This window comes from Pseudomonas sp. (assembly GCF_030147005.1).
Classification (GTDB): Bacteria; Pseudomonadota; Gammaproteobacteria; order Pseudomonadales; family Pseudomonadaceae; genus Aquipseudomonas.
Genome location: NZ_JASLAW010000246.1, coordinates 19,013 through 43,673 on the forward strand (window position 1 = coordinate 19,013; position 24,661 = coordinate 43,673).

Below are 24,661 nucleotides of genomic sequence, written 5' to 3' on the forward strand. Positions count from 1 at the left end.
GGGGTGAATGATCGTCGCCGTCGTGGCGGGCGGGCTCTATGCTCGGTCCCACCCCCCACAAGATCGAGGTAGCCCATGCGTGAAGTAGTGATCGTCGACAGCGTGCGAACCGGCCTGGCCAAATCCTTTCGCGGCAAGTTCAACCAGACCCGCCCGGATGACATGGCGGCCCATTGCGTCAACGCACTGCTCACCCGCAATGGCATCGACCCGGCAACGGTGGAGGACTGCATCGTCGGCGCCGGTTCCAACGAGGGCGCCCAGGGCTACAACATCGGGCGCAACGTCGCGGTGTTGTCGCAACTGGGCACCGGCACGGCGGGCATGACGCTTAACCGTTTCTGTTCGTCGGGCTTGCAGGCGATTGCGATTGCGGCCAACCAGATTGCCTCGGGTTGCAGCGACATCATTGTCGCCGGTGGCGTGGAATCCATCAGCCTGACCATGAAGAGCGTCAACACTGACAACCTGATCAACCCGCTGCTTAAAGAGCAGGTGCCGGGCATCTACTTTCCCATGGGCCAGACCGCCGAAATCGTCGCGCGGCGCTACCACGTCAGCCGCGAAGACCAGGACCTGTACGCCCTGCAAAGCCAGCAGCGCACGGCCCAGGCCCAGGCCGAGGGGCTGTTTGACGATGAAATCGTGCCGATGGCGGTCAAGTACAAGGTTGAAGACAAGCACACCGGCCAGGTGCAGGTGCTCGACGGCGTGGTCGAGCGCGACGACTGCAATCGCCCCGACACCACCTTGGCCAGCCTCAGTGGCTTGAAGCCGGTGTTTGCCGAAGACGGTTCGGTGACTGCGGGTAATTCGTCGCAGCTGTCCGACGGCGCGTCGATGACCTTGGTGATGAGCCTGGAAAAGGCGCTCGCGCTGGGGCTCAAGCCCAAGGCGTTCTTTCGCGGCTTTACCGTGGCCGGTTGCGAGCCGGACGAAATGGGCATCGGCCCGGTGTTCTCGGTGCCCAAGCTGCTCAAGGCCAAAGGCTTGCAAGTGGCGGATATCGACCTGTGGGAGCTCAATGAAGCATTTGCCTCGCAGTGCCTGTATGCGCGTGATCGCCTGCAGATCGACAACGCCAAATACAACGTCAACGGCGGCTCGATCTCCATCGGCCACCCGTTCGGCATGACCGGCTCGCGGCAGGTGGGGCATTTGGTGCGTGAGTTGCAGCGACGTAACGTGCGCTACGGCATTGTCACCATGTGCGTGGGCGGCGGGATGGGCGCAACCGGGCTGTTTGAGGCCGTGCGCTAGGTATTGATTGACCGTTGCCGCACACGATTACAGGGGGCTTTGCTCCTGATGCAAATCAGTTAAGAAGGAACGCTTTACCGTGGCGAGGGTGCTTGCTCCCGCTGGGTCGCGAAGCGGCCCCAGACAATGGGCCTGCTTCGCAGTCCAGCGGGAGCAAGCTCCCTCGCCACAGGTTACCCCCTGTCCGCTCAACCTCTGTGGGAGCGGGCCTGCTCGCGAAAGCGGTGGGTCAGTCGACTTCAATGGTTGATGGGCCAATGTCTTCGCGAACAAACCCGCTCCCCCGGTTGATCTTGATTGTTTTGAGCCTTGCGTTCGCTTAACTGGTCGGCGTTGCTGTTCAGGCATGTTCCGGATTCTCCAACTAAACAGTTAGTTGCAAAACCCCCGTAAGGTTTATTGTTTTAAAGTGCATGTAGTCATATTCTTACGGACGCCTCCGGTTGTAAATAATTCGCATCTAACTTCATGTAGTCCTATTCCTTCAGTTGTTTTTAAAGTTTTGGCAAATTGCCATAATTTTCCCGCGAGCCTTGATATGCAAAGGCTACGTCGTATAACGAAACAGCTGGCTTACTTATTCAACGGTGAAGTGGACACTTGTCCGGCGTTGAGCGTGATCCTGAAATGCAATGCAAGAAGTTGGAAAAGCATGTTCAGGAAACTGCCTCGACGCGTTGGTCAAACCGCTCTTTTAATCAGCCCGCCTATCGTTGGCAAGGCTCCTTAATGACACTTGTTAATAAGTGGGAATCTGTAGATGAATACCAAAATGAAAACTGTACTGTTGTCTGTCGGTCTGCTGGCGGGTTCGATGTCGATGGCGCACGCGGCGGATGGAACGGTGACGTTTACAGGGTCGGTGCATAGCGGGGCTTGCTCCATCAAGCCGGACTCCGTCGACCAGACCATTCGCCTGGGGGCGATTGCAAAACATCAGCTGTTGGCAGGGGGCAAGTCGGAAGCCCGTCGCGTGCTGATCGAACTGGAAGGTTGCGATCTGGAGGGCCTCACTGACAACACGGTCACCACGACCTTCACCGGCGCGCCCTCCACGGTTGTGCCCGGTGCCATCGGTACGGTCGGCGGTGCGGGCAACGTGGGCATCATGATGACCCATGGCGGTGCCCTCGTTGAGTTGGGTGTTCCTACCGCCCCGCAAATCATCACCGCAGGTGAAAACACGCTGGAATTCGGCGCCTATGTACAGGGCGCCGACAAGGGCGACATCGTTCCTGGCGACTTCAGCGCGGTCACCAATTTCACCTTGGCTTATCAGTAAGTGGTGCCCCCGCCACCGAGTGTGGCGGGGGGACGCTGACGGGAGTTCCAGGTGAAAACATTCATACGTCTGGCTATCGCCTCTTCATTCACCACATTCATCAGCCCTTGCGTGGTCGCCCAGGCGTCCGGGCAAGGCGATGGGGTCGTGCTGCTGGGAGGAGAAGTGGTCGATTCCGCCTGCGGGCTGGAACTGGCCAGTATCGATCAAACCATCGAGATGCCGCCCGAACCGATTGGTCGGCTCTTGCGCAACACGCGGGGCGAAGACCACCCCTTCCAGTTGCGTCTGGTCAATTGCTCGTTGACCCGTCCGGACCCGTCGCGCCCAGGTGCAACCCTGCCTGACTGGCAGCACATGCGCGTGACGTTTGATGGCCCCACCGACAGGGCGGGGCTCTCCTTCGCGGTTTTTGGCGCCTCCCAGGGGGTTGCGCTGCACATCGTGGACGCCGCCGGCCAGGAAAGTCTTCCGGGGCAACGCATGGCCCCGGTGCCGCTGGCCGAAGGAGACATGACCCTCGACTACCGGTTTTTCCTGGTCGGCAACGGCTTGCCCTTGGTGGTTGGGGCTCACAGTGCCGCGGTGCGGTTCAAGTTGGAATACTTTTGAACAGTGATGGACAGGCTTTCATGTTGAATACGTCGAAAATCAAAAATACGCTCCGCCCAGGACTGTTTGGCGGTTTGATGTCACTGGCGGGCACTGCAATGGGCGCCGGGGATATCGAGTTCAATACCGACGTTCTCGATCTGAGTGATCGCACTAATATCGACTTGTCGCAATTTGCGCGCAGCGGATTCATCCTGCCGGGCACTTACTCGATGGTCGTGCACATCAATGCCCAGCCTATCGCTGAGCAATCGGTAGACTTCTATCCCCCCGACAACGACCCCAAAGGCAGCCAGGCCTGTGTGTCGCGCGGGCTTGTCGAGCAACTGGGCCTGAAGGTTTCCGACGCCGGCAAACTGACCTGGTGGAAGGACGGAGAGTGCCTGGATATCGCAAGCTTGCCGGGCATGGAGGTCAGTGGCGATCTGGCCACCTCCACGCTGAATGTCAGCTTGCCCCAGGCCTATCTTGAGTACAACGCCATCAATTGGGACCCGCCTTCGCGATGGGACGAGGGGGTGCCGGGGTTGCTGGTGGACTACAGCCTGACGGCGCAGTCCAACTATCAGAAGAACAGCGGCCAGCGCAAAAACCTCAGTGGCAACGGCACCGTCGGGGCCAATGCCGGCGCCTGGCGGCTCAGGGCGGATTGGCAGGGGCGCGTTGAGAGCGGCCGGCAAGAGGCGGCCGGGCCGCAAAAACTGGAGTGGAGCCGCTACTACGCGTACCGCGCCATTCCGGCATTGAAGGCGCGCCTGGTAGTGGGGGAGAGTTACCTGTATTCGGACCTGTTCGACAGCTTCCGCTTCACCGGTGCCTCGCTCAACTCGGATCAAAGCCAGCTGCCGCCCAACTTGCGTGGTTACGCGCCGGAAGTGGTGGGTGTGGCCAAAACCAACGCCAAAGTCATCATCAGCCAGCAGGGCCGTGTGCTCTACGAGACCCTGGTCGCGGCCGGCCCCTTTCGCATTCAGGACCTCAATGACGCGGTGTCCGGCAAGCTGGATGTACGGGTGGAAGAACAGGACGGTTCGGTCCATAGCTTCCAACTCGATACGGCCGGTGTGCCCTACCTGACGCGCCCAGGCCAGGTGCGTTACAAGCTGGCGAGCGGGCGGCCGTCCAATCTTCAGAACGGCTCCGATGGCGCCTTTTTCGGCACCGGGGAATTTTCCTGGGGGGTGAGCAACGGTTGGTCGTTGTTCGGTGGCGGTATCACCGATAACAACTATCAGGCGTTGTCCGTGGGTGCCGGGCGGGACTTGCTGGCGTTCGGCGCCGTCTCGCTGGATGTCACGCAGTCCCATGCCAACGTGTGGAACGAGACGCTCTCGGGTAAATCCTACCGCCTCCAATACTCCAAGAACTTCCAGGAGTACGACAGCCAGGTGACCTTCGCCGGTTACCGTTTTTCCGAGAAGAACTTCCTGAGCATGAGTGAATACCTGGATGCCCGGTATTACGGGTTGAACGGCGAACTCGGCGGGCGTGGGGATTATCGCGACCCCAATGAGGGGTGGAAGCCTATCGGTGGCAGCAAGGCGCAGTACACCGTGACGGTCAACAAACAGTTTCGTGACCTGGGCGCCACGGTCTACGCCAGCTACAACAAGCACACTTACTGGGACCGGCCGGACACGCATCGCTGGAACCTGTCGCTGTCGCGCTACTTCAATGTGGGCACGGTCAAGAACATGAACCTGTCGCTGAACATGTACCGCACCCAGGACTATAACTATAAGGATAACGGGATGTCGCTGACGGTCAGCCTGCCGTTGGGGCGTACCGGCACACTGTCGCTGGATGCCAGCCGCGCCGCCGGCAAAAACACTTTTGCATCGCGCTACAGCGACCGCCTCGATGAACGCAACAGCTACCAGCTCAGCGCAAGCAACACGTCCGCCAGCGGTTACCTGAATCATATGGGCGATCACGCCGATATCGATGTGAGCGCCAGCCGACAGCAGGGCGGTTCCAGCAGCCTGGGTGTCTCTGCGCGCGGCGGTGCCACGCTCACGGCCCACGGTGCCGCGCTCCATCGAACCACCAGCACCGGCGGCACCCGCCTGATGATCGATACCGCCGGCGTGGCCGATGTGCCGGTGCGCGGTTATGGCGCGCCGACCCGCAGCAATGCCTTCGGCAAGGCCGTGATTTCGGATATCAGCAGTTACCAGCGCACCGCCGCCAGCGTTGACCTGGAGCGCTTGCCGAGCAATGTCGAAGCCACTCAGTCAGTCACCCAACTGACGCTCACCGAAGGCGCGATCGGTTATCGCTCGCTGGATGTGATTGCCGGTGAAAAAGCCATGGCGGTACTGCGCCTGGCGGATGGCAGTGCGCCGCCCTTCGGCGCAACGGTGAAGAACCTCAAGCAACAGGACACCGGCATTGTGAATGACGGTGGCCAGGTCTACCTGAGCGGCATCCAGGCCGGCGAGCAGATGACCGTCAGTTGGGGCGCGGACTCGCGGTGCATCCTCACGCTGCCTGTCACGTTGCCTGCCGATGGGTTGACCGACGCCTTGCAATTGCGCTGCCAGCGGGCAGCCGCCGACCCCTTCTTGACCGAGCCCGCCGGGCTGACCGGCAAGCCTACCGATACGGAGAACACAGCCTCATGATGCCGACCACACGACTCATATACCCGGCCTTCGCGCTGTTGGCCCTGGGCTTGAGCCAGAGCGCCAACGCTGCGGTGGGCCTGGACCGTACCCGAGTGATTTTCGACGGTGGCAAAGACGCCACCAGCGTGAACATCACCAACAACAATACCCAACTGCCGTACCTGGCCCAGGGCTGGATCGAGGATGAGGCCGGTAAAAAAATCACCACGCCGCTGATCGTGCTGCCACCGGTTCAACGGTTGGAGCCGGGTAAACAAAGCCAGGTGAAAGTCCAGGCGCTGCCGGCGGCCAAGTCGCTGCCGCAGGACCGGGAGACGATCTACTACTTCAACTTGAGGGAGATTCCGCCGCGCAGCGACAAGGCCAACACCCTGCAGATCGCCCTGCAAACCCGCATCAAGTTGTTCTACCGCCCGCAAGCCATCGCGCCGACCCAGCAGGACTTGTCCAACCCCTGGCAGGAGAAACTGACCCTGACCCGTGAAGGCGATCAATACCGGGTGAATAACCCGACGCCGTACTACGTGACCCTGGTGGATGCGCGCAGCAGCAAAGACGGCAAAACCGTGCAGGGTTTCGCGCCGCTGATGGTGCCCCCCAAGGGCGCCTTGAACCTGGGGCCGTCGGCCAAGGCACTGGGGACAAACCCGTACCTGGCCTACGTGAACGATTACGGCGGCCGCCCGCTCCTGGCCTTCAGCTGCAGCGGCGTCACCTGCAAGGTGAACCCGCAGGCCGCGCCGGCGAATGAGTAATGCTGCTGGAGAACGCCATGAAGTCGCAAAAAGTGAAGGTCCTGGGCGGCCTGTTATGGGCCTTGGCGGTGGGCGCCCATGCCGAGGATGAGGAGGATATCGAAGGCTTGAGCGGCATGCTGAATGTGCTCGGGTCCATGCATGAGTCGCCGTGCAGCATGGAAATGACCTCGCTGCACCAGACCGTCGATCTGGACGCCATATCGACCGGCCAGTTGCGACGTCCCGGTGACCAGTCCACCCCAAAGGCTTTCCAGCTGCGGTTCACCGATTGTCTGCGCACCGCCGGCCGCATACGCAATGAGCGTACGGGGAACCTGACCTGGAGCGCATACCAACCGGTGCTGTCGGTCACGTTCAGCGCGCCGGCCGATGCCGATGATCCACGGCTGGTCAAAGTGCAGGGCATCACCGGCATGGGCCTGCAGTTGACCGATGCCCTCGGCCGGGACGTGCAATTGGGCGCAAGGGGCCAGCCGCTGTTTTTGCCCGTGGGCCGCAATACCCAGACCTGGAATGTTTGGCCCACGCGCACCGCTGCGCCGTTGACCAGCGGGGCATTCAGGGCCGTGGTGGATTTCAGGCTCGATTATGAGTAAGGGTGCAACGATGGCTAAATCAATCGGCTTGGTCGCCGCCGGCGTGTTGCTGGCGGTCAGCCAGGGCCTGCAGGCCGAGACCAGCTTGACCATTCGCGCGGTGATCGTCGCGCCTCCGCCGTGCGTCATCAACGGTGGCGGCACGCTCGACGTGCCGTTTGGCAATGATCTTCAGACGTCACGGGTCGATGGGGTTAATTACCGTCGGGATGTGCCGTATACCGTCACTTGTAGCTCTCCCTTCAGCAATGCGCTGACCCTGGAACTCAAGGGTACGGCGGCGGCGTTTGACCATCAGGTGCTCGCCACCCGCAAGCCGGACCTGGGCGTGAGGCTGTTTGTGAATGGCGCTGACTGGCCGCTCAACAGAACCGTAAATTTTACCTATCCCAATTTTCCCGTGGTGCAGGCCGTGCCGGTCAAACGTGCGGGCAGCCAGCTGACCGGCGGGGCCTTCGATGCCAGCGCGACCCTGGTGGTCGATTACCAATGACGGCTATTGATAACAAGGCTATTGATAACAAGGCCATTGATAAAACGGCCATTGATAAAACGGCCGTTGATAAAAAGAGGAACGACCCATGACAGCTTGGCAGCCGCGAGCGTTGCTCGCCCTGTGCGCCATCGGCGTGTGCAGTGGCGCGTCGGCCAACGTGACGTTCAGCGGAACGTTGAATGAGCCGCCCCCCTGCACGATCGACGCGGGCAACATCATTGACGTCGACTTTGGCGATGTCGGCGTAAAACGCGTCGATGGCGTGCGGTATCGCAGAGGGGTCGGCTATGCGATCAACTGCGGCGCCGGCACGCTGCCCTGGGAGCTGAAACTGAGCGTCAACGGCACGCCCACCGCGTTCGACGGCGCAGCGGTGCAGACCAGCGTGCCCGCGCTGGGCATTCGGGTTTTTCAAAACAACCTGCCGTTTCCACTCAACACGCCCCTGGATATCGCCCTGTCGTCACCGCCGACATTGGAGGTAGTGCCGGTGCAACAGCCCGGTGCAACGCTGCCTCCCGCCCGGTTCACGGCGGTGGCCACGCTGTTGGCCGAATACCAGTAGGAGCTCGATCGATGCGCTATCAAAGGGTTCAAACGCACAGCCTGGCATTACTGCTCATCTTTGGCCTGGTCCCCATGGGCCACGCGGCGGCCAACCTGAGTTTCAAGGGCAACCTGGTTCAAGAGGCCTGCACCCTTCGCCCCGGCGACGAGGCAGTCAGGCTGGAACTCTGGGACCTCACCAGCAAGTACCTCTATATCAACACCCGCTCGGCGGGTAAGCGTTTCAAGCTGCACCTGGAAGACTGCGACACCACAATCGGCAATTCGGTGACCATCACCTTCGGGGGGGCAGAGAACAGCGAGCTGCCCGGTTTGCTCGCGCTGGACGCTGGAAGCGGCGCCTCCGGAATTGCCGTCGGCATGGAGACGCTGAGTGACAAGCCCTTGCCTCTCAACACCGTCAGCGACAAACAGGTGTTGAGCGACGGCAGCAATACTATCGAGCTCAAGGCTTATGTGCAGGGCGAGCCGACAGCCATCCAGGAGCAAACCATCGGTCACGGTGTGTACACAGTGACCTCAACGTTTACGTTGGACTACCCCTAGCCGTTGATGGGCTGAAAACAGCCTTGGGCAAACCTTAAATGTCTTCCGGACGGCTTCAGCATGGGGTTGGACACCAGCAGCGACGTCCGGGCAGAGGCGCAATGAGAGATCAAAATGAAACGACTCTATGGAGCTACGGTGCTTCTCGTCCTACTGGGTGCTGCCACGTCCGCGCGAGCAGCTGATTGCCGCGTCAATGGCGGACCTTGGCAATATGTCGGCAACGGCGGGATCCTGACCTGCAGGTTCCCGTCACTGTCAGCGTGGGCTCGGACAGCACCCGTCTGATCCTTGAAGGGGCACGGCTGGAGTGTCGATTCACGCCTTCGCCTGCTTACCCTTCGCGCATCGACTATTGGGGCACCTCTGCGCAAGCCGGTTCCCCCTGGGTGCCCGGCCCGAAATTTTCCAGCCAAGGTACCGGCTTACGCATCAATGGCACGTTTTATAACACCCCTGTGCCGTTTAACATCCGGATCGCGACCATGCCGAATAACGGTGCGCCGTATCCCATCTACGTAGCCCCTTATATCCTGCTGCGAAACGACCCGAGCAACCCTATCGACGTTCGAATAGGGGATGTTCTGGGCGCGTTAAATCTGCACCAGACCAACAATTACAATCCGGGAAGCACGCGGCTGATACTGACGTACACCGCCGCGAACAACTTCGGTATTTCTCCGTCAACCTGCACGATCAACAACAATAATCCGATCGAGATCAATTTCGGCAACGTGAATCAACGGGCCATTGGCACCGACCCGCTGACAACGCCCGTCGTCAGTAACCGTCGGCTCACCTATTCGTGCCCGGATGGCGGGATCAATACCGAGATCACCATCAGCTACAAAGGCACGCGTTCGGCGTTCGATTCACGCCTGCTGATGATGACCAATGCCGATGTGGGCACGGCCCTTGTACGCGCCGGGTCTGCCGTCCCGGTCAACGGCTCCTTCCTGACCCGCATCACCAACAGCGTAGGCGGGGACGACGTGACGTTTTCCCTGGTGCGTCGAGCCGGCCCGTTCCCCGCCGCCGGCCCTATCAGCGGCAGCGGGGTGCTGGTGATGGGCGTGCCATGAACACCGTGTTGGCGCGCTTTGTACCCAAAGCGCACCGCATGCCCCTAGAATGCCGGTTCCACTTCCTCTGGCATTCGGGGCACTCATGCACATCTCTTCGGGCCGCTGGGTCTACGGCTTTCTCCTGACCCTGTTGACCGCGCTGCTCTGGGGCATTCTGCCGATCAAGCTCAAACAAGTGTTGCAGATGATGGACCCGATCACCGTGACCTGGTTTCGCCTGATCGTCGCCGGCAGTTGCTTGTTTGTTTATCTGGCGGCGACCAAGCGTTTGCCCAGTCGCAAGGTGCTCGGCCCCAAGGGCGGTTGGCTGGTGGCGATGGCCGTGTGCGGGCTTGTCGGCAATTACGTGTTGTACCTGGTGGGCCTGAAACTGCTCAGCCCCGGCACCGCTCAATTGGTGGTGCAGATGGGGCCGATTTTCCTGATGGTCGCCAGCGTGTTTGTGTTCAAGGAGCGTTTCAGCCTGGGGCAGGGCGTGGGGCTGGTGGTGTTGATCGTTGGCTTCGGGTTGTTCTTCAACCAGCGCCTGGCTGAATTGTTGACCTCGATGGGCGCCTACACCGCCGGCGTGCTGACGGTGCTGCTCGCCACCACCATCTGGGTGTTCTACGCCCTGGGCCAGAAGCAATTGCTGACGGTTTGGAATTCGTTGCAGGTGATGATGGTGATCTACCTGTCGTGCGCGGTATTGCTCACGCCGTGGGCGCATCCGCTGGAGGCGCTGCAACTGAGCCCGCTGCAAGGCTGGCTGTTGCTGGCGTGCTGCATGAATACGCTGGTGGCGTACGGGGCGTTTGCCGAAGCGCTGGCGCATTGGGAGGCGTCGCGGGTAAGTGCGACCCTGGCCCTGACGCCGTTGGTGACCTTTGTGGCGGTGGCATTGGCGGCGTGGCTGTGGCCGGATTTTGTGCAGGCCGAAGCGATCAACGCCTTGGGGTATTTTGGCGCGCTGGTGGTGGTGATGGGCTCGGCGATGGTGGCGCTGGCACCGTCGCTGATGGCCGGGCTCAGGGCTCGGCGTGCGCGGTTGGCTTAGCAGTCAAGTGTGGGAGCGGGCTTGCTCGCGAAGGCGGTATGACAGTCAACTGATTCATTGGCTGTTTCACCGCCCTCGCGGGCAAGCCCTAATGCCGGTCAGTTAAGCGCTAGAACAGAACAACCTGCGACCTGTGGCGAGGGAGCTTGCTCCCGCTGGACTGCATAGCAAACCCATTTTTGGGGCCGCTTCGCGCCCCAGCGGGAGCAAGCTCCCTCGCCACAGTGACCGGTTCTGTCTTAACTGACTGGCATTAGGGCAAGCCCGCTCCCGCATTCAGGCCCTGGGCTTTCTCAGTGACCGGCTTCCAACATGTTTTCCGGGCGTACCCACTGGTCGAACTGCTCATCAGTGAGGTAGCCCAGCGCCAGCGCCGCTTCGCGCAGTGTCAACCCTTCGGCATAGGCCTTCTTGGCGATCTGCGCGGATTTGTCGTAGCCGATATGCGGGTTCAGCGCGGTGACCAGCATCAGCCCGCGTTCCAGGTGTTCGGCCATCTGTTCGGCGTCGGGCTCAAGGCCGGCGATGCAGTGTTCCTGGAAGTTGTTGCAGCCATCGGCCAGCAGGCGGATCGATTCCAGCAGGTTGTGGATGATCACCGGTTTGTACACGTTCAACTGCAGGTGCCCCTGGCTGGCGGCAATACCGATGGTCACGTCATTGCCCAGCACCTGGCAGGCCAGCATCGACAGCGCTTCGCACTGGGTCGGGTTGACCTTGCCGGGCATGATCGAGCTGCCGGGCTCGTTGGCCGGCAACTTGACTTCGGCCAGGCCGGCGCGAGGGCCGGAGCCCAGCAGGCGCAGGTCGTTGGCGAGTTTCATCAGGGCCACGGCCAGGGTTTTCAGCGCGCCGTGCAGGGTCACCAGCGGCTCATGGCCGGAGAGGGCGGCGAATTTGTTCGGCGCAGTGACGAACGGCAAGCCCGACAACGCGGCCAGCTCGGCGGCAATCGCCTCGCCGAAACCGTGCGGCGAATTGAGCCCGGTGCCCACGGCGGTGCCGCCCTGGGCCAGTTCGCATACGGCGGGCAGGGCGCTGCGGATGGCGCGTTCGGCGTAGTCGAGTTGGGCGATAAACGCCGAGACTTCCTGGCCGAAGGTGATCGGCGTGGCATCCATCATGTGGGTGCGGCCGGTCTTGACCAGCTTCATATGCCGCGCCGCCAGCTCCGCCAGCCCACCGGACAACACCGTGATGGCCGGCAGCAACTGCTCGTGAACCGCTTTGACCGTGGCAATGCTCATGGCCGTGGGGAAGCAGTCATTGGAGCTCTGCGAGCGGTTCACATGGTCGTTGGGGTGTACCGGGCTCTTGCCGCCCCGGTTGTTGCCGGCCAGCTCATTGGCGCGGCCGGCGATCACTTCGTTGGCGTTCATGTTGCTCTGGGTGCCGCTGCCGGTCTGCCACACCACCAGGGGGAACTGGTCGTCGTGCTGGCCGTCGAGCACTTCATCGGCGGCCTGTTCGATCAGGCGGGCGATATCGGCGGGCAGGTCGCCGTTGCGGTCGTTGACGCGTGCGGCAGCCTTCTTGATCAGGGCCAGGGCATGCAGCACCGCCAGGGGCATGCGCTGTTCGCCGATGGCGAAATTCACCAGCGAGCGTTGGGTCTGGGCGCCCCAGTAAGCGTCATCCGGGACGTGGACGTCTCCCAGGCTGTCGGTTTCAATACGGCTCATCGGGCACACTCCTTCAGGTTCGTTTGCGCAGTTTAGGCCCTGATCGGCCCGGAGGGTTCCAAAAAACACGCTTCATCGGATTTGCGCCACGCAAAACCAGGCCCGACAAGGCCTGGGGTTGAGCCGCGAGGTTTTTTAGGCGCAGAATGGTCGCCCTTGGGGTATTACCTCGCCAGCTAGAAAGGAAACTCGATGACTCGTCTTCGTGCCATCTGTACCGCGGTTGCTCTGGTTTGCGCCAGCGGCCAGGTTTTTGCCGATACCGCCAGCCACAACGCCAGTGCCGAAGCCTTCCTTACCCTGGCCCACGCCGACAAGCTGGGCACCCCGGTGTACATGCAAGTGCAGCAAATGTTCGCCCAGCGTTTCGAACAGACCAAGGCGCCTGCCGCCAAGCAGTCGGTCCTCGACAGCTACCAGGCCAAGGCCAATGCCGCCCTGGACCAGGCTATCGGCTGGCCGAAGCTGAAGCCGGACATGGTCAAACTCTACACCACCAACTTCAGCGAATCCGAACTCAAGGACCTGGTTGCTTTCTACCAGTCGCCACTGGGCAAGAAAGTCCTGGAAAAAATGCCGCAGCTGACCCAGCAATCGGCCCAGATGACCCAGGCCAAACTGGAAAGCGCCGTGCCGGTGGTGAACAAGCTGTTGGAAGACATGACCAACGAGCTGGCACCCAAAGCCGCCGCACCGGCCAAGAAGAAGTAAGCACCAATGACCATGCAACAGCGTATCGAAACGGCGCTCGCCGCCCTGAACCCGCAACACTTGAGCGTGCTGGATGAGAGCCATATGCACAGCCGTGGGTTGCAGACCCACTTCAAGGCCGTGCTGGTCAGCCAGCAATTCGAGGGGCTCAACCGCGTCAAGCGCCATCAGAAGGTCTACGCCAGCCTGGGTGACCTGATGAGCGAGTTTCATGCGCTGGCGCTGCATACCTACACGCCTGAAGAATGGGCGAACATCGACGCAGCGCCGGCCTCGCCGACCTGCGCCGGCGGGCATTGAGCGCAGCCCCGGCCCGCGCGAGCGGGCCGGGGCGATGCCAGTACCCGGATACACAAAACATCCTCCAGTACCACCTTTCTCCAAACCCCATCCCTAGGCTTTCAGGACTACTTATTCAGCAATAAGGTCTTGAAGTCATGCCAGACTCCATCCATCGAAACACGCCGTCCCTGGCCGCATTCGACCCGCGTGGGCTGATTGTCCGCAACATCGATTACCACCGCTCAACGGCAAAGGTCGAGCCGCAGGTGCGCATTCATCGTCAAGTGTTTGGCAGTACCGGCTTGATGACTGAACAGTGGGACCCACGGTTGTGGCAGTTGTCACGCTCACAACCCGACACTCCGGCCAACCAACGCACGGTCTATAGCCTCGGCGGACAAACGTTGCGCACCGACAGCGTGGACGCCGGCTGGCGGCTGACGCTGATGGGGGAAGCCGGGCATTTACTGGAAGAATGGGATGGGCGTGGCGCTCGGCAGACGCATCACTATGATCAATACCTGCGCCCGGTCGCCGTCTTCGAGCAGGCGGCCGGCGACGAGCAAGCGCAGTGCGTCGAGCGTCTGGCCTATGCCACGCCCTCGGCCGAAGAGGCCGCACGCAACCGCTGTGGCCAGGTGGTTCGCCACGATGACGGCGGCGGCTCGTTGTTCCAGGATTTGTATGGGCTGCACGGCGAAGTGGCGCAGCAGACCCGGCGCTTCCGCCAGGCGGACGCTGCGTTGGATTGGCCGCAGCCCGAGGCACAACGCGAGGTGCGCCTGGAGCCCGAGAGGTTCCAGACATCCATTGGGTTCAACGCGTTGGGTGAGCGCCTGCATCACACCGATGCCAAGGGCAATCGCTTCGACTACGCCTACGGCATCGACGGCCAACCGGCGAGTATCTGGGTGACGCCCAAGGGCGGTGCGCGCACCCAGGTGCTCGGCCAGCGCCGTTACAACGCCGCCGGCCAAGTGCTCAGCGAACGCGCCGGCAACGGCGTGGTGCGCGCCATGCACTACCGTGAGTTCGATGGTCGCCTGCGGCAAATGACTGCCCGTTTGCCCACGCAACGGGGCGCCGTGCTGCAAGACCTGAGCTACGACTATGACGGCGTTGGCAACGTTGTACGGATCGACGACCTGGCCCAGCCGACGCAATGGTCCAGCAACACCCGAATCAGTTCGGCCAGCCACTATGAGTACGACACGTTATCGCAACTGACCAAAGCCACCGGCCGCGAAACCGCCGGCAACGCCGCAGGCCCTGCGTTACCGGCGAGGGTGGCGTTCGGCTCGGCTGACGACAGCGTATGGCGTCGCTACACCCAGCGGTTCAGCTACGACGCCGCCGGCAATGTAGTTCAATTGCAGCATGTGCCCAGCAGCGGCACAGGCTTCACGCGGCAGATGAGCGTGGCCGCGGGCAGCAATCATTTTCTGCCGCAGGCCGGTGGCAAAACCGCGCCGGGATTGGGGCAGGGCTTTGACCGCAACGGCAACCTGCAAGCGTTGGAAAGCGATCACAAGATGCACTGGGACGTGCGCAATCAACTGGTGCGCCTCACGCAAGTAAGGCGCGAGGGCGGCGACAACGATGAAGAACGCTACGCCTACGATGCCACCGGCCAGCGCATCCTCAAGCGCCGGGTCTCCCGGGCCCGCAGCGTGGTGCATACGGCCGAGGTGCGCTACCTGCCGGGACTGGAAATTCGCCATGACAGCGCAACGGGCGAACAACTGAATGTACTCAACCTGGATGTCGGAACCACCACCGTGCGCGTCCTGTTGTGGGATCGCCACCCTTCGGGGGAGCGCCAGGACGCGCAGATCCGTTACGGCTTGTCGGACCACTTGGGCAGCAGCAGCCTGGAACTGGGCGAGCAGGCGCAACTGCTCAGCCAGGAAAGTTATTACCCCTACGGCGGGACGGCCTGGTGGGCGGCGAAAAACGCCAGCGAGGCGAGTTACAGGTTCATCCGTTATTCGGGCAAGGAGCGCGATGCCAGCGGGCTGTCTTACTACGGCTTCAGGTACTACGCGCCGTGGTTATGCCGCTGGATCAGCCCGGACCCGACCGGCGATGCCGATGGCTTGAATCTGTATGCCATGGTTGGCGGTAACCCGGTTACCAAGGTCGATGCGCAAGGGCTGACCGGGACACCGGCGTTGGAGTCGCCCCAGAGCAAGTCACTGCGCAGGTTTTCCATCAGCCGCCGGCTCGCGACAATGGGGCGGATTTTGCGCCCCAGGATACAAGCGGCCTCGTCGGCCGCGATTCGCGATGGTTTATCAACCTATATCGCCAATGCCATCGCGACGGGCGTCGACCTGGCGGTATTCAGCACCCTCCAGCCCACGCCGGAGCGCAATCATGCGTTGCGCTATACCGTCGCGGCGCTGGATACCCTGGCCACGCTGCATATGAGCACCGGCATCGCCGGTAACTGGACACGCCTTGCGCCACAGATCGGTACTGTTTCGGCAGCAGCTGTGGGTATCAGTTATGCCTACCACGCCGACATGCTGAGTGCTCAAGCCGGCGAACACTGGGACCCCGTGGCGGTGCAGCGGTTGACCGGGCATGTCCGCTCGCTCTCCAGGGAACTGATGCAGCAGATCATGCGTGGGCACGGCACCGGCGTATCCTGGGGCAGCACGCCTCTGCGGTCGAGGGCCGGGCGCACTGCCGGCGCGACGGCGGCGTACGCGGTTGCAACCGTCGCCAGCGCGGTGTACGGCGGGGAAGTGCCTGCGCTGATGCAAGCCAATGTGTCGCCCGCCATTGAAGCCTACGATGCGGCGATGGGAACGTTTATTCGTGGCGGTCACACCACGGCCACCCACGATCCCCATGGTTTGACTGTGCAGGTGCCGGACCCTGCCGGGCTGACGCATGGCGGGTTGAGCAGAATGTTCAACCAAGTGTGGACGTACTGGGCCATGACCGGGGTCGAGGCATTGGCCGCTGCGCTGACGGGCCTGCCCGAGAGCGCGCAAAGCCGGGGCACTCGCACGATTGTCATGGCGGCGCGCGGCCTGATTACCTCATTGACCGAATGGCGCGGGTTCTTCGTAGAGTATGCCAGGCGTGGCTACACGTCCTTGTGGGCGAGCTGGCGCGCCGCCCCGCGACCCTGACAGGCGCATGAACGGGCCGTCGCCGCGGCCCCTTCAACAGCCCGTGGCGGCCCTCAACGCTTGGCTGACGGATGCCACGGGCTTTGCGCGGGGACCAAACGTTATATGAATACCTGTGACTTCAAGGTTCGTCAGTCGGGTTCAGCGCTTCAGAGGTGTCGTTTTCGTCCTCATTGACGGTGTACCAGGCCCAGTAGGTGGTTCGCCGCGTCAGGCCCGCTGCGGTCAGTGTCTGTGTCGGGCGCCCGAGGGGGTCATACCACAGCCGGTCGCTGTGGCCCAGCTCGCGCATGGAGTGATCATTGACGTAGGCGTGGCTGTTGGCGAAGTAGGGCCGGTAGATGCGTATAACCAAGCCCTTGTGGTTGTATTCGACACGCTCGCTGACCCGCCAGCGGGGGTCGGCATGCACGTGGCGCAGCTGTTTCTTCAAGGTGCCGGCCGCATCCGGCAGGTCGTCGACCAGCAGGTTGCCCTTGTCGTCGACCCCATGCGCCAGGCCTGGGTCGGTCTTGTGCCTGGTCTGCAACGAGCGGCCGAAGCCATCCCAACAGCTCAAGGTCATGCGAACCTGCTGTTCGGCATCGCCGGGGTAGCGGTCGGCTTGCAACATGAGCGCGTGTACCGGCGTGCGGCTGGCCGTATCGACCAGCGCCTTGAGCTGTTTTTCGCTGTCGCTGAGCCTTACGCGAGGGGCACTCAGGCGCGCTCGCGCGCTCATGCGGATATGCCCGCCGGGGAGCAGGTAGGCCTTGGCCAGCCACTCGGGCTTGATCAGGGCCAAGTCGATGCTGCCCATCCAACTGAACGGGGCGTAGCAGTGTGCGCTGGCCATGTCTTGCAACACGCTTTGCGCCTGTTCGATCGCAAGGCCGGGCGTTGGATTGGTGAGCGGGCGGTAGCTTTTCAGCGCGGCGAAGCCCACGTCCAGGCCTTGTTCCTGGCCGTAAAACGTGCTGGCCAGCAACTGCCCGAAACCGTCATAAAGCGCCTCTTGAATCGTGCCGTTGGGGTCGGTGACTTTTATCGGCAGCAGCAATTGATAGTCGTATTCGGCTTTGGTCACGCAACCGTCGGGGGTTTTGACAAGCAGGGTTTGCAAGGAGTAGGCGTCATATTGAAGGGTCGTTTCGCCGTGGGCCTCGGTGGCCCGCAGCGCTCTCAATCGATAAAACTGACTGGGCTTGCCATAGCGCGGAAAGTGGCGGCGAATCGACCACAGGCTGTTTTCCGCGGGCGGCACCTCGCCGTCGAACAGAAAAAACATCGCCATGGTGCGATAGCCACTGTCGGTGAGCTTTTGCCCCAGGTTCACCGTGGGTTGGTTGGGCATGGCCGGTATGTCTTTGTAAACGCCGAGGGCCTTGCCATCCAGCTCTGCGGTTTCCAGGTAATCGGCCAATGCCTGGGCAGTGGCGACGCCGGGCTCCAGGGTTTTGCCGAAGCCACCGGCTTCCCGATAGCGCTGCACCGACAAGCCGCTCAGTACGCGGCTGGCCCCTGCGGCCAAGGGCCCGGTGCGGGTGTCGATGAACAGCTCATAGGCGATACGCGCAGGGTCCAGCCCACCCGGTGCCGGCGCCTTGCCGAGCACCAGGGTGTTGTGTCGTTCGCGGTAGGGCAAGGCCAGGCGCCACTGCTGTGCGTCGTCCAGGTGAATGGGCTGCGCCAGCGTTTCGTTCAGGTAATAAAACTGTTGCGCGCTGTCATGGGTGTCGCGCCACCAGCGCTGCTGGTGCTCATCCACCAGCACGGCGGGCGGTGGGCTGTCGGCACTGGTACGGCGGGCATAATGCAGGGTCACGCCATGCACCAGGTAACCATAGGCATCCCGGCGCAGGTTGATCTGGTGCTGGCAGACGGGATCGTCGTTCACGCCTTCATATTGATAACTGATCGACTCCAGGGCCAATGGCTGCAGCCGGGCGTAGCGCGTATGAGCAGTGGCCGGCGCCAGTTCGCGTACCAGATACCGCTGCTGTTTGACCGAGTAGGGCACGACGTCCTGCGCCGGGTCGGCCGCCATCACCTCGACCCGCAGCACCACGCCACTGAGTGCGCGGGCCGCTTCGCGTGCCAGCGTCGGCGCAGGATCGCTGATCAAATCGTCATGATGCTCCAGCGGCAGTCCCTGAGCCGTGGCCCTGTAGCGGCTGATCAGCGTGCGACCGAGCGCCTTGGCGTGCGGGTCGTGAGTGCTGTGGCCGAGGGTGGGCATGTCCAGGGAACGCCCGGTATGAAACCAGGTTTTGCTCAGCACGGGGGCACTGGTGACGGATGCCTGGGGGGCGTCCTTGCGGCTGTCGGTGTCGGTTTGCAGCAACAGCCCGAAGCCACGGAACTCGCGGTCTACGCGGTCGTAGTAAGCCTGGCGATAGCTCACGCGTTGGGTCAGTTGGTTGCCGGTAATCTCGTCCCGTTGGGTTTGCTGGCTGACCAGCAGCAGCGCAAAGGGCAGTTGGCTGATCGCAGGCTGGCCCGTGGCATGCAGCTCGCGTTTTTCGTCCAGCCACTCCTGGGCGCTGCTGCGATAGGTGATCGACGCCTGGGCGCCCATGTTGTTGTAGGTGCGCGTGAGCAGCCAGGGCTTCTGGCTGAAAAAGTCATAGCGCCAGTGAACGGGGGTCTGATGAGCGGCGGTCAGGATCAGGCTTGGACAGCCCAGGCCGAGCACATCGATAACGCTGACCTGACAGTGGTCGTCATACTGCACCCCCTCGGGCCATGGGACCTTGATCGCCTGTGTCTCGAAGCCGTTGCCGCCTTTGTTGAGGAAAATACTCAGGTGAGTGGCGCTCAAATACAGCAGGTCTGCCGCGCCGCCGCCATTGAGGTCGACGAGCAGTACGTGCGCCGCGTTGAACGCCTGCTCGCGCAGCGGCAATGTGGCCAATACAAACCCTTGGGCAAAACGGCCTCGACCCAGGTTCGGCCAACATTTGACTTCGTTATGCCGGATACGCACCAGGTGCTGTTGACCCGTGGCGAGTACATCGCTGAACGCCACCAGTTCGTGGGGCGAGGAGGAAATAATCGGCAAGCCATCGTCGGGCGTATGCGGCACCTCGTTGGCGGGTGCGAAGCCCTGGCTTCGGCGATTTTCATACAGGCGCACACTGCGTGGGCCGATCATCGCAAAGTCTCGACGGCCTGCCCCCATCAAGTCGGCGAGCATGCCCTGGGGGTGGAAGAACTCCGACGGGAATGCATCGAACGGCGTATAGCCGGACCAGTTGCGCTGTTCGTCCAGGCTGAAAAAACCGTTCATTCCGGGCCACGCCACCAGCCAGTCCAAGCGCCCGTCGCCATCCACATCGGCCAGCGCCTGGTGGATGGGCCGGGTGCTGTCGGCGACCGGCAGCTGCGTCAACTCCAGGGCTGCGCCATAGCTCACCTCGTCGCTGGTTTTCGGGTGTTGCGGCCTTGACGGTTCACGGTAATACCAACTTTTGTCTGCGCGATACAACACGCCAGGCAGGCCTTCGCCATACAGGTCCACCAGTTGATAACGGTCGCCGTCATGCAGCCTGGGCAATACGCTGAACACCTGGTAGCGGCTCGGGTCGACCTTGAGTTGGCTCGACTGATACAGACACTCCAGCGGCGGGCGGCTGACGCTGTTGCCCGTGTTGTCGAAGGCTTGCTCGTGGATGGCGCTCAACAGGCTGACATGGCTGGGTGTGCGGTATTCCAGCAGCAGGCGCTTGACCAGCACCGGGTCGGCGCCCATGTGCGCTTCTTTGGGGAAGTGGTGAAACATCAGGACCTGGCTGCAACGGCGCAGGGTGCGCAGCTCGAAGCCGAAGGCAAAATCCGAGCAGGGGTCGGGGCGTGCCGGCCAGTCCCGAATCTTCTGGTACGTCGGCCGCTGGTCCAGTTCAAGGGCGCGTTCGCCGTAATCGAAGAGCAATTGAAAGTGCCAGCCCACGTCCGGTTTATCGTCGGTCTGCCAGAGGTAAAGCTGCTCCTGTTCCCTGGCGGTGAAATTGCCGTAGCAGACACGTTCCAGGTAATGCCGGGCTCGGCAGTCCCTGGGGTAGCGCGCGTTATCGGTTTCCTTTGTGTAGTGATAATAGATGTGCTCGCCGTGGGCATTCAGGCTTTCCTGCAACAGCCACTGCGCCACATGGTGCGTGTGGTCCGGATCGGCAATCCGGGCCAACGGGGTTTTCACGTAAAAGTGCTGGCTGCCATCGGCACTGTGTATCAACCAGAAGCCGGCCGTGTCGGTTGCCGAGTGCCAGTGTTCGATACGGTCGAAGCGCGCCTCGATCCTGGGGAAGTGACGGGTAACCGTATACGCGATGGGCAGCGGCAAGCCATTGAATGAGTCAAGGCGGCTGCTGATGATCGCGCCCTGGGCGTCGCGTTCAGGTAGCCAGACCTGCCCGTCGGGGCCTGCCAGCGCATCCTGTGGGGTGTAGCCAGGCACGCCATGGGAGGTGCGTCGGCTGACGGCGCCAAGGGGCACCTGCCAGCCCAGGCCGAAGGGGCCGTTACCGGCGCCGCTGTGGTAGTTCAGCGACAGGGCCGGCGCGTAGCCGCGTGCGGGAGAGATCGGCAAGGGAATTTCAAAGCTTGCCGTACCGCTGGAGCCGATATCGCCCCAGCCCTTGCCGGTGCCTTGGATGGCAGCGCCGCCCTTGGGCAGGGCCGGGGTATTGATCTGCAGCTTGAGAGTGTCGTCGCTCATGCCTGGCCCCCATCGGCGGCCGGAGCGTCGTTGTCGTTGCGGGTGGCCATGAGGCGCTGCAGCGTGGTCTTGAAATCGTCCCGACCGGGGGCGGGAGGGCGTGCGTGATCAATCGGTTGAGCGAGCAAGAAGCTGCTGTCGGCTTGCATATCGATACGTTCCTTCACTCCCGCCGACGGGTCCGGCGGGCAATGAAAAACGCTATCACGCAGGCTGAAGGGGCCGGGCATAGGTATTTACACAGCGCTGGCCCAGGGAACCATGGCCTTGAATAACCCAGGTGATCGTCGGTGTCGGCGCCGCCGTCCATACACCGATACCACCTCTGTTCAGAACATGATCCCTAGGCTTTTTTGACCATTGTGCAATTCAGGTCATGTAGTCATGTCTGCTTCACTTCATCGAAACACACCTTCGCTTGCGGCATTCGACCCCCGTGGGTTGACCGTGCGCAGCGTCGCGTACCTGCGCGAGTCTCCCCAGACGGCGCCAGCGGCCCGTGTCAGGCGTCAAGTCTATGGGGCCAGCGGCCTGCTGCTGCAGCAGTGGGACCCGCGCCTGTATGCGCTTAAATTGCGCGAACCCTTGACCGAGGCCAATCAGGTGTCGGTGTACAGCCTGTCCGGTGCGCTGATCCGCAGCAACGATGTGGACGCCGGCACGCGGCTGATGCTGGCCGCGCCCTCCGGTCAACTGTTGCATGCCTGGGACGGGCGGGGTGCCTATCAGCGCCACGACTACGACGCCTTGCAGCGCCCGGTGGCGGTGTTCGAACAAGCTGCCGGCGAGGCCCGGCCCCGGTGTGTCGAACGCCTGGTGTATGCCGCGCCAACGCCGGAACACTGCGCACTTAACCGCAGCGGCCGTCTGGTACGCCATGCCGACCCGGCGGGCACGCAGGTGTTCGACGAATACGGGGTGACCGGGCAAGTGCTTGGCCAAACGCGGCGCTTTCGCGAGGCACCGGGCGATGTTGACTGGCCGCTTGCCCACGCCGATCAGAACCAGCAGTTGGAAAGCGCGCGTTACACCACGCGCTGGACGTATGACGCCCTTGGCGGCACGTTGGAACAGGTCGACGCCAAGGGTAATGGCCAGCAGTTTGCCTATGGGCTGGACGGCCAGGCGAAACACATTCACCTGGCCCTGAAAAGTGGCGCGCGCAAGACCGTGGTAGAGCGCTACACCTACAATGCCGCCGGCCAGGTGGAAGCGGCCCTGTTGGGCAATGGCGTGCGCAGCCTGGCCTCGTATCGGGCCGAGGACGGCCGCCTGTACCGGCTGATGGCGTACCGCAACAATCAGCTGACGGCACCCTTGCAGGATTTGAGCTACGACTATGATCCCGTGGGCAATATTTCAAACCTGCAGGATCAGGCGCAACCCACGCAATGGAGCCATAACACGCAAGTGGAGGCGTGCTGTCGCTATGAATACGACTCGCTGTACCAACTGACCCAGGCGACCGGCCGGGAAAGCACGACTGCCGCCATCGGCCCGGCGTTGCCCTCGCGTATTTCGTTCGGTTCGACCGATGCCGGCTTATGGCGCAACTACACCCAGCACTATGCCTATGACGAGGGCGGCAACCTGACCCGGCTGCGCCATGTACCGTCCAGCGGCGTCGGCTACACCCGCACCATGCAGGTCGCCAGCGGCAGCAATCGTGGGTTGTCGAGCGAATATGCGGTTGGCGAGCCGGCGCAGGGCTTTGATGCCAATGGCAACCAGAAACAGCTGGGGCGTGGCCTGCCGATGGCCTGGAACGTGCGTAATCAGTTGGCCAAGGTCACGTCCATTGTGCGAGAGGACGCGGACCCGGATGAGGAGGCTTATGTGTATGCAGGCGACGGCCAGCGGGCGCTCAAGCTGACTCACCAGCAGGTGGCCGGCAGTCGGCAAACGGCCCGTGTGTATTACCTGCCAGGCCTGGAAATTCGCCAGCAACCGTTGCGTCGGCTGAATGTACTGCGCCTGGAAGTGGCCTGTTGCACGGTTGAGGTCTTGCAATGGGAGCTGGGACTCGAGGCGGCGGCTGACGATGAAACCCTGCGTTTTTGCCTGACCGATCAGCAGTCCAGCCATGGGTTGGAGTTGGGCGAACAGGGCGAGTTATTGAGCCAGGAAAGTTATTTTCCGTATGGGGGGACGGCGTGGTGGGCATCGCGCAACGCGGTGGAAGGTAGCTACAAAACCCGCCGATATTCCGGCAAGGAGCGTGACGGCAGCGGTTTGTATTACTACGGTTTTCGCTATTACGCCCCGTGGCTGCAGCGCTGGATAAGCCCCGATCCCGCAGGCAATGGTGAGCAGTTGAACCTCTATACCATGGCGTTTAACAACCCGATCACCTTCGTGGATTCAATGGGGCTGCAGCCGGCCGCGACGAGAAAAGTTTCAACAGAGGAAGGGGTTGCCATCATTCTGCTTTTGGTCTTGCTGGGCCTGGGAGTGGGGGCGCTGCTTGGCGATGCGACCACGGGGGCCGCCGTGGGGGCTCTGGTGGGAGGCGTACTGTTTGGTGCCAGCCGCCTCGAGCAACGGATGCTACCGAGGGCGATGGCCAGGGTTGCGCAATACGAAGAGGAAGAATTTGCCAGGGGTATTACGGAGACGGCGATCAGTTTGGCGCAGCAGGCGCAGCTGACGAACGAAGAAACGGAGCGGCTGGTGAGTTTTGCCTATGCGCGTCGCCCAGCTAAAGGAGACATCACCATTTACGTTTTTTCGCGCCATGGGAGCATCCATGGCTACGCGGGGCCTGTGGACCAACCGGGCGACGTCGACAGAGTACTGCGGGGCAATCGTAACCCGGTGCCCGAGCTCAAACGCATGGGCTATGCTGCGATAATGCTGCGAAGCCCAGGGCGTGAGCCCGCTGGCGCGAGCAGTCAGCAGGCGGGGGCAAGCGCGTTCGAAGTGGGGGCGACGACACAGGTTGCCGGCTCAAGTCGCGCACGCGGTGGTCCACAAGCGCAGGCCGAGGTGCGGACGGTGGCGCCGACGGCGATGCGAGCCGCGACCCCACGGATGGAGATCGACACCCAGGCGCTTGAAGGTATCGACCCATCGAGCCGCACGGGCCGCAGTATTGCCCTTACCCTCGGTCACTTGCGTGAAGGTCGTTTAAGCGCGGTGCATTGGCATCGTCACGTCGATCAACTGTGGTCCGCCGATTTGCACGGTTACGCCTCTTCCCGTGGGCGCGGTGCCTATCGTTTGATGTTCAGGCACCTCGGTGGCCAGCAGTACCGAGTGGAGGGCGTACGTAACCCGCACCGCTGA

Annotated in this window: 17 protein-coding genes and 1 pseudogene; 15 read left to right on the top strand and 3 right to left on the bottom strand. The window is 62.2% G+C overall.

What is annotated here, in order from left to right; all coding sequences use genetic code 11:
* Positions 1-75 precede the first annotated feature (75 nt).
* The 11 genes and pseudogenes from Q1V60_RS23010 to Q1V60_RS23060 all read left to right on the top strand — a co-directional run bounded on the left by Q1V60_RS23010 (position 76) and on the right by Q1V60_RS23060 (position 10,865).
* Positions 76-1,260 (top strand): thiolase family protein, encoded by a 1,185-nt coding sequence (locus Q1V60_RS23010; RefSeq protein WP_300635127.1) that lies wholly within the window; start codon positions 76-78, stop codon positions 1,258-1,260.
* A gap of 760 nt (positions 1,261-2,020) precedes the next feature.
* Entirely contained in the window at positions 2,021-2,542 is a 522-nt protein-coding gene (locus Q1V60_RS23015; RefSeq protein ID WP_300635129.1) for a fimbrial protein, read from the top strand.
* A gap of 51 nt (positions 2,543-2,593) precedes the next feature.
* Positions 2,594-3,154, top strand: coding sequence for a fimbrial protein (locus tag Q1V60_RS23020; protein ID WP_300635131.1), 561 nt, complete (start codon positions 2,594-2,596; stop codon positions 3,152-3,154).
* Between the two features lie 20 nt (positions 3,155-3,174).
* Entirely contained in the window at positions 3,175-5,778 is a 2,604-nt protein-coding gene (locus Q1V60_RS23025) for an outer membrane usher protein (protein ID WP_300635133.1), read from the top strand.
* Positions 5,775-6,536 (top strand): fimbria/pilus periplasmic chaperone, encoded by a 762-nt coding sequence (locus Q1V60_RS23030; protein ID WP_300635135.1) that lies wholly within the window; start codon positions 5,775-5,777, stop codon positions 6,534-6,536. The genes Q1V60_RS23025 and Q1V60_RS23030 overlap by 4 nt, the downstream gene beginning before the upstream one ends.
* A 17-nt stretch (positions 6,537-6,553) precedes the next feature.
* A complete protein-coding gene (locus Q1V60_RS23035; RefSeq protein WP_300635137.1) occupies positions 6,554-7,135 on the top strand; it encodes a fimbrial protein in 582 nt (193 codons plus the stop codon).
* Between the two features lie 10 nt (positions 7,136-7,145).
* Positions 7,146-7,628, top strand: a complete 483-nt coding sequence (locus tag Q1V60_RS23040; RefSeq protein WP_300635139.1) for a fimbrial protein — start codon at positions 7,146-7,148, stop codon at positions 7,626-7,628.
* Between the two features lie 88 nt (positions 7,629-7,716).
* Complete coding sequence (locus Q1V60_RS23045) at positions 7,717-8,196, top strand: fimbrial protein (protein WP_300635141.1); 480 nt, start codon at positions 7,717-7,719, stop codon at positions 8,194-8,196.
* 11 nt (positions 8,197-8,207) lie between these two features.
* On the top strand, positions 8,208-8,744 hold the full coding sequence (locus Q1V60_RS23050) for a fimbrial protein (RefSeq protein WP_300635143.1): 537 nt from the start codon (positions 8,208-8,210) through the stop codon (positions 8,742-8,744).
* A gap of 114 nt (positions 8,745-8,858) precedes the next feature.
* Positions 8,859-9,826 (top strand): annotated as a pseudogene (locus tag Q1V60_RS23055) (fimbrial protein).
* Positions 9,827-9,911: 85 nt separating this feature from the next.
* Positions 9,912-10,865: a DMT family transporter gene (locus Q1V60_RS23060; protein ID WP_300635145.1), complete on the top strand. Its 954-nt coding sequence runs from the start codon at positions 9,912-9,914 to the stop codon at positions 10,863-10,865.
* 293 nt (positions 10,866-11,158) lie between these two features.
* Here the strand turns inward: Q1V60_RS23060 and Q1V60_RS23065 are convergent, their stop codons facing one another.
* Complete coding sequence (locus Q1V60_RS23065) at positions 11,159-12,547, bottom strand: class II fumarate hydratase (protein WP_124371345.1); 1,389 nt, start codon at positions 12,545-12,547, stop codon at positions 11,159-11,161.
* A 192-nt stretch (positions 12,548-12,739) separates the two neighbouring features.
* Between Q1V60_RS23065 and Q1V60_RS23070 the strand changes: the two genes are divergently transcribed.
* The 3 genes from Q1V60_RS23070 to Q1V60_RS23080 all read left to right on the top strand — a co-directional run bounded on the left by Q1V60_RS23070 (position 12,740) and on the right by Q1V60_RS23080 (position 16,683).
* The gene (locus tag Q1V60_RS23070; RefSeq protein ID WP_003175221.1) at positions 12,740-13,258 is read left to right on the top strand and encodes a DUF2059 domain-containing protein; all 519 of its coding nucleotides are present in this window, start codon (positions 12,740-12,742) and stop codon (positions 13,256-13,258) included.
* A gap of 6 nt (positions 13,259-13,264) precedes the next feature.
* The gene (locus tag Q1V60_RS23075; protein WP_300635149.1) at positions 13,265-13,558 is read left to right on the top strand and encodes a BolA family protein; all 294 of its coding nucleotides are present in this window, start codon (positions 13,265-13,267) and stop codon (positions 13,556-13,558) included.
* A gap of 137 nt (positions 13,559-13,695) precedes the next feature.
* Positions 13,696-16,683, top strand: coding sequence for an RHS repeat-associated core domain-containing protein (locus tag Q1V60_RS23080; RefSeq protein WP_300635151.1), 2,988 nt, complete (start codon positions 13,696-13,698; stop codon positions 16,681-16,683).
* A gap of 121 nt (positions 16,684-16,804) precedes the next feature.
* Here the strand turns inward: Q1V60_RS23080 and Q1V60_RS23085 are convergent, their stop codons facing one another.
* Both Q1V60_RS23085 and Q1V60_RS23090 read right to left on the bottom strand, forming a co-directional pair.
* Complete coding sequence (locus Q1V60_RS23085) at positions 16,805-21,376, bottom strand: SpvB/TcaC N-terminal domain-containing protein (RefSeq protein ID WP_300635153.1); 4,572 nt, start codon at positions 21,374-21,376, stop codon at positions 16,805-16,807.
* A complete protein-coding gene (locus tag Q1V60_RS23090) occupies positions 21,373-21,543 on the bottom strand; it encodes a hypothetical protein (RefSeq protein ID WP_300635155.1) in 171 nt (56 codons plus the stop codon). Before Q1V60_RS23090 ends, Q1V60_RS23085 begins: the two co-directional genes overlap by 4 nt.
* Positions 21,544-21,760: 217 nt before the next feature.
* On the opposite strand from Q1V60_RS23090, the gene Q1V60_RS23095 reads away from it, so the two are divergent.
* Positions 21,761-24,661 (top strand): RHS repeat-associated core domain-containing protein, encoded by a 2,901-nt coding sequence (locus tag Q1V60_RS23095; RefSeq protein WP_300635156.1) that lies wholly within the window; start codon positions 21,761-21,763, stop codon positions 24,659-24,661.

Excerpts from the sequence above, each read along its gene's own strand:
- Q1V60_RS23010 (WP_300635127.1), top strand. The coding sequence starts at position 76 with ATGCGTGAAGTAGTGATCGTCGACAGCGTGCGAACCGGCCTGGCCAAA.
- Q1V60_RS23015 (WP_300635129.1), top strand. The coding sequence starts at position 2,021 with ATGAATACCAAAATGAAAACTGTACTGTTGTCTGTCGGTCTGCTGGCG.
- Q1V60_RS23025 (WP_300635133.1), top strand. The coding sequence starts at position 3,175 with ATGTTGAATACGTCGAAAATCAAAAATACGCTCCGCCCAGGACTGTTT.
- Q1V60_RS23030 (WP_300635135.1), top strand. The coding sequence starts at position 5,775 with ATGATGCCGACCACACGACTCATATACCCGGCCTTCGCGCTGTTGGCC.
- Q1V60_RS23035 (WP_300635137.1), top strand. The coding sequence starts at position 6,554 with ATGAAGTCGCAAAAAGTGAAGGTCCTGGGCGGCCTGTTATGGGCCTTG.
- Q1V60_RS23040 (WP_300635139.1), top strand. The coding sequence starts at position 7,146 with ATGGCTAAATCAATCGGCTTGGTCGCCGCCGGCGTGTTGCTGGCGGTC.
- Q1V60_RS23045 (WP_300635141.1), top strand. The coding sequence starts at position 7,717 with ATGACAGCTTGGCAGCCGCGAGCGTTGCTCGCCCTGTGCGCCATCGGC.
- Q1V60_RS23050 (WP_300635143.1), top strand. The coding sequence starts at position 8,208 with ATGCGCTATCAAAGGGTTCAAACGCACAGCCTGGCATTACTGCTCATC.
- Q1V60_RS23060 (WP_300635145.1), top strand. The coding sequence starts at position 9,912 with ATGCACATCTCTTCGGGCCGCTGGGTCTACGGCTTTCTCCTGACCCTG.
- Q1V60_RS23065 (WP_124371345.1), bottom strand. The coding sequence starts at position 12,547 with ATGAGCCGTATTGAAACCGACAGCCTGGGAGACGTCCACGTCCCGGAT.
- Q1V60_RS23070 (WP_003175221.1), top strand. The coding sequence starts at position 12,740 with ATGACTCGTCTTCGTGCCATCTGTACCGCGGTTGCTCTGGTTTGCGCC.
- Q1V60_RS23075 (WP_300635149.1), top strand. The coding sequence starts at position 13,265 with ATGACCATGCAACAGCGTATCGAAACGGCGCTCGCCGCCCTGAACCCG.
- Q1V60_RS23080 (WP_300635151.1), top strand. The coding sequence starts at position 13,696 with ATGCCAGACTCCATCCATCGAAACACGCCGTCCCTGGCCGCATTCGAC.
- Q1V60_RS23085 (WP_300635153.1), bottom strand. The coding sequence starts at position 21,376 with ATGAGCGACGACACTCTCAAGCTGCAGATCAATACCCCGGCCCTGCCC.
- Q1V60_RS23095 (WP_300635156.1), top strand. The coding sequence starts at position 21,761 with ATGTCTGCTTCACTTCATCGAAACACACCTTCGCTTGCGGCATTCGAC.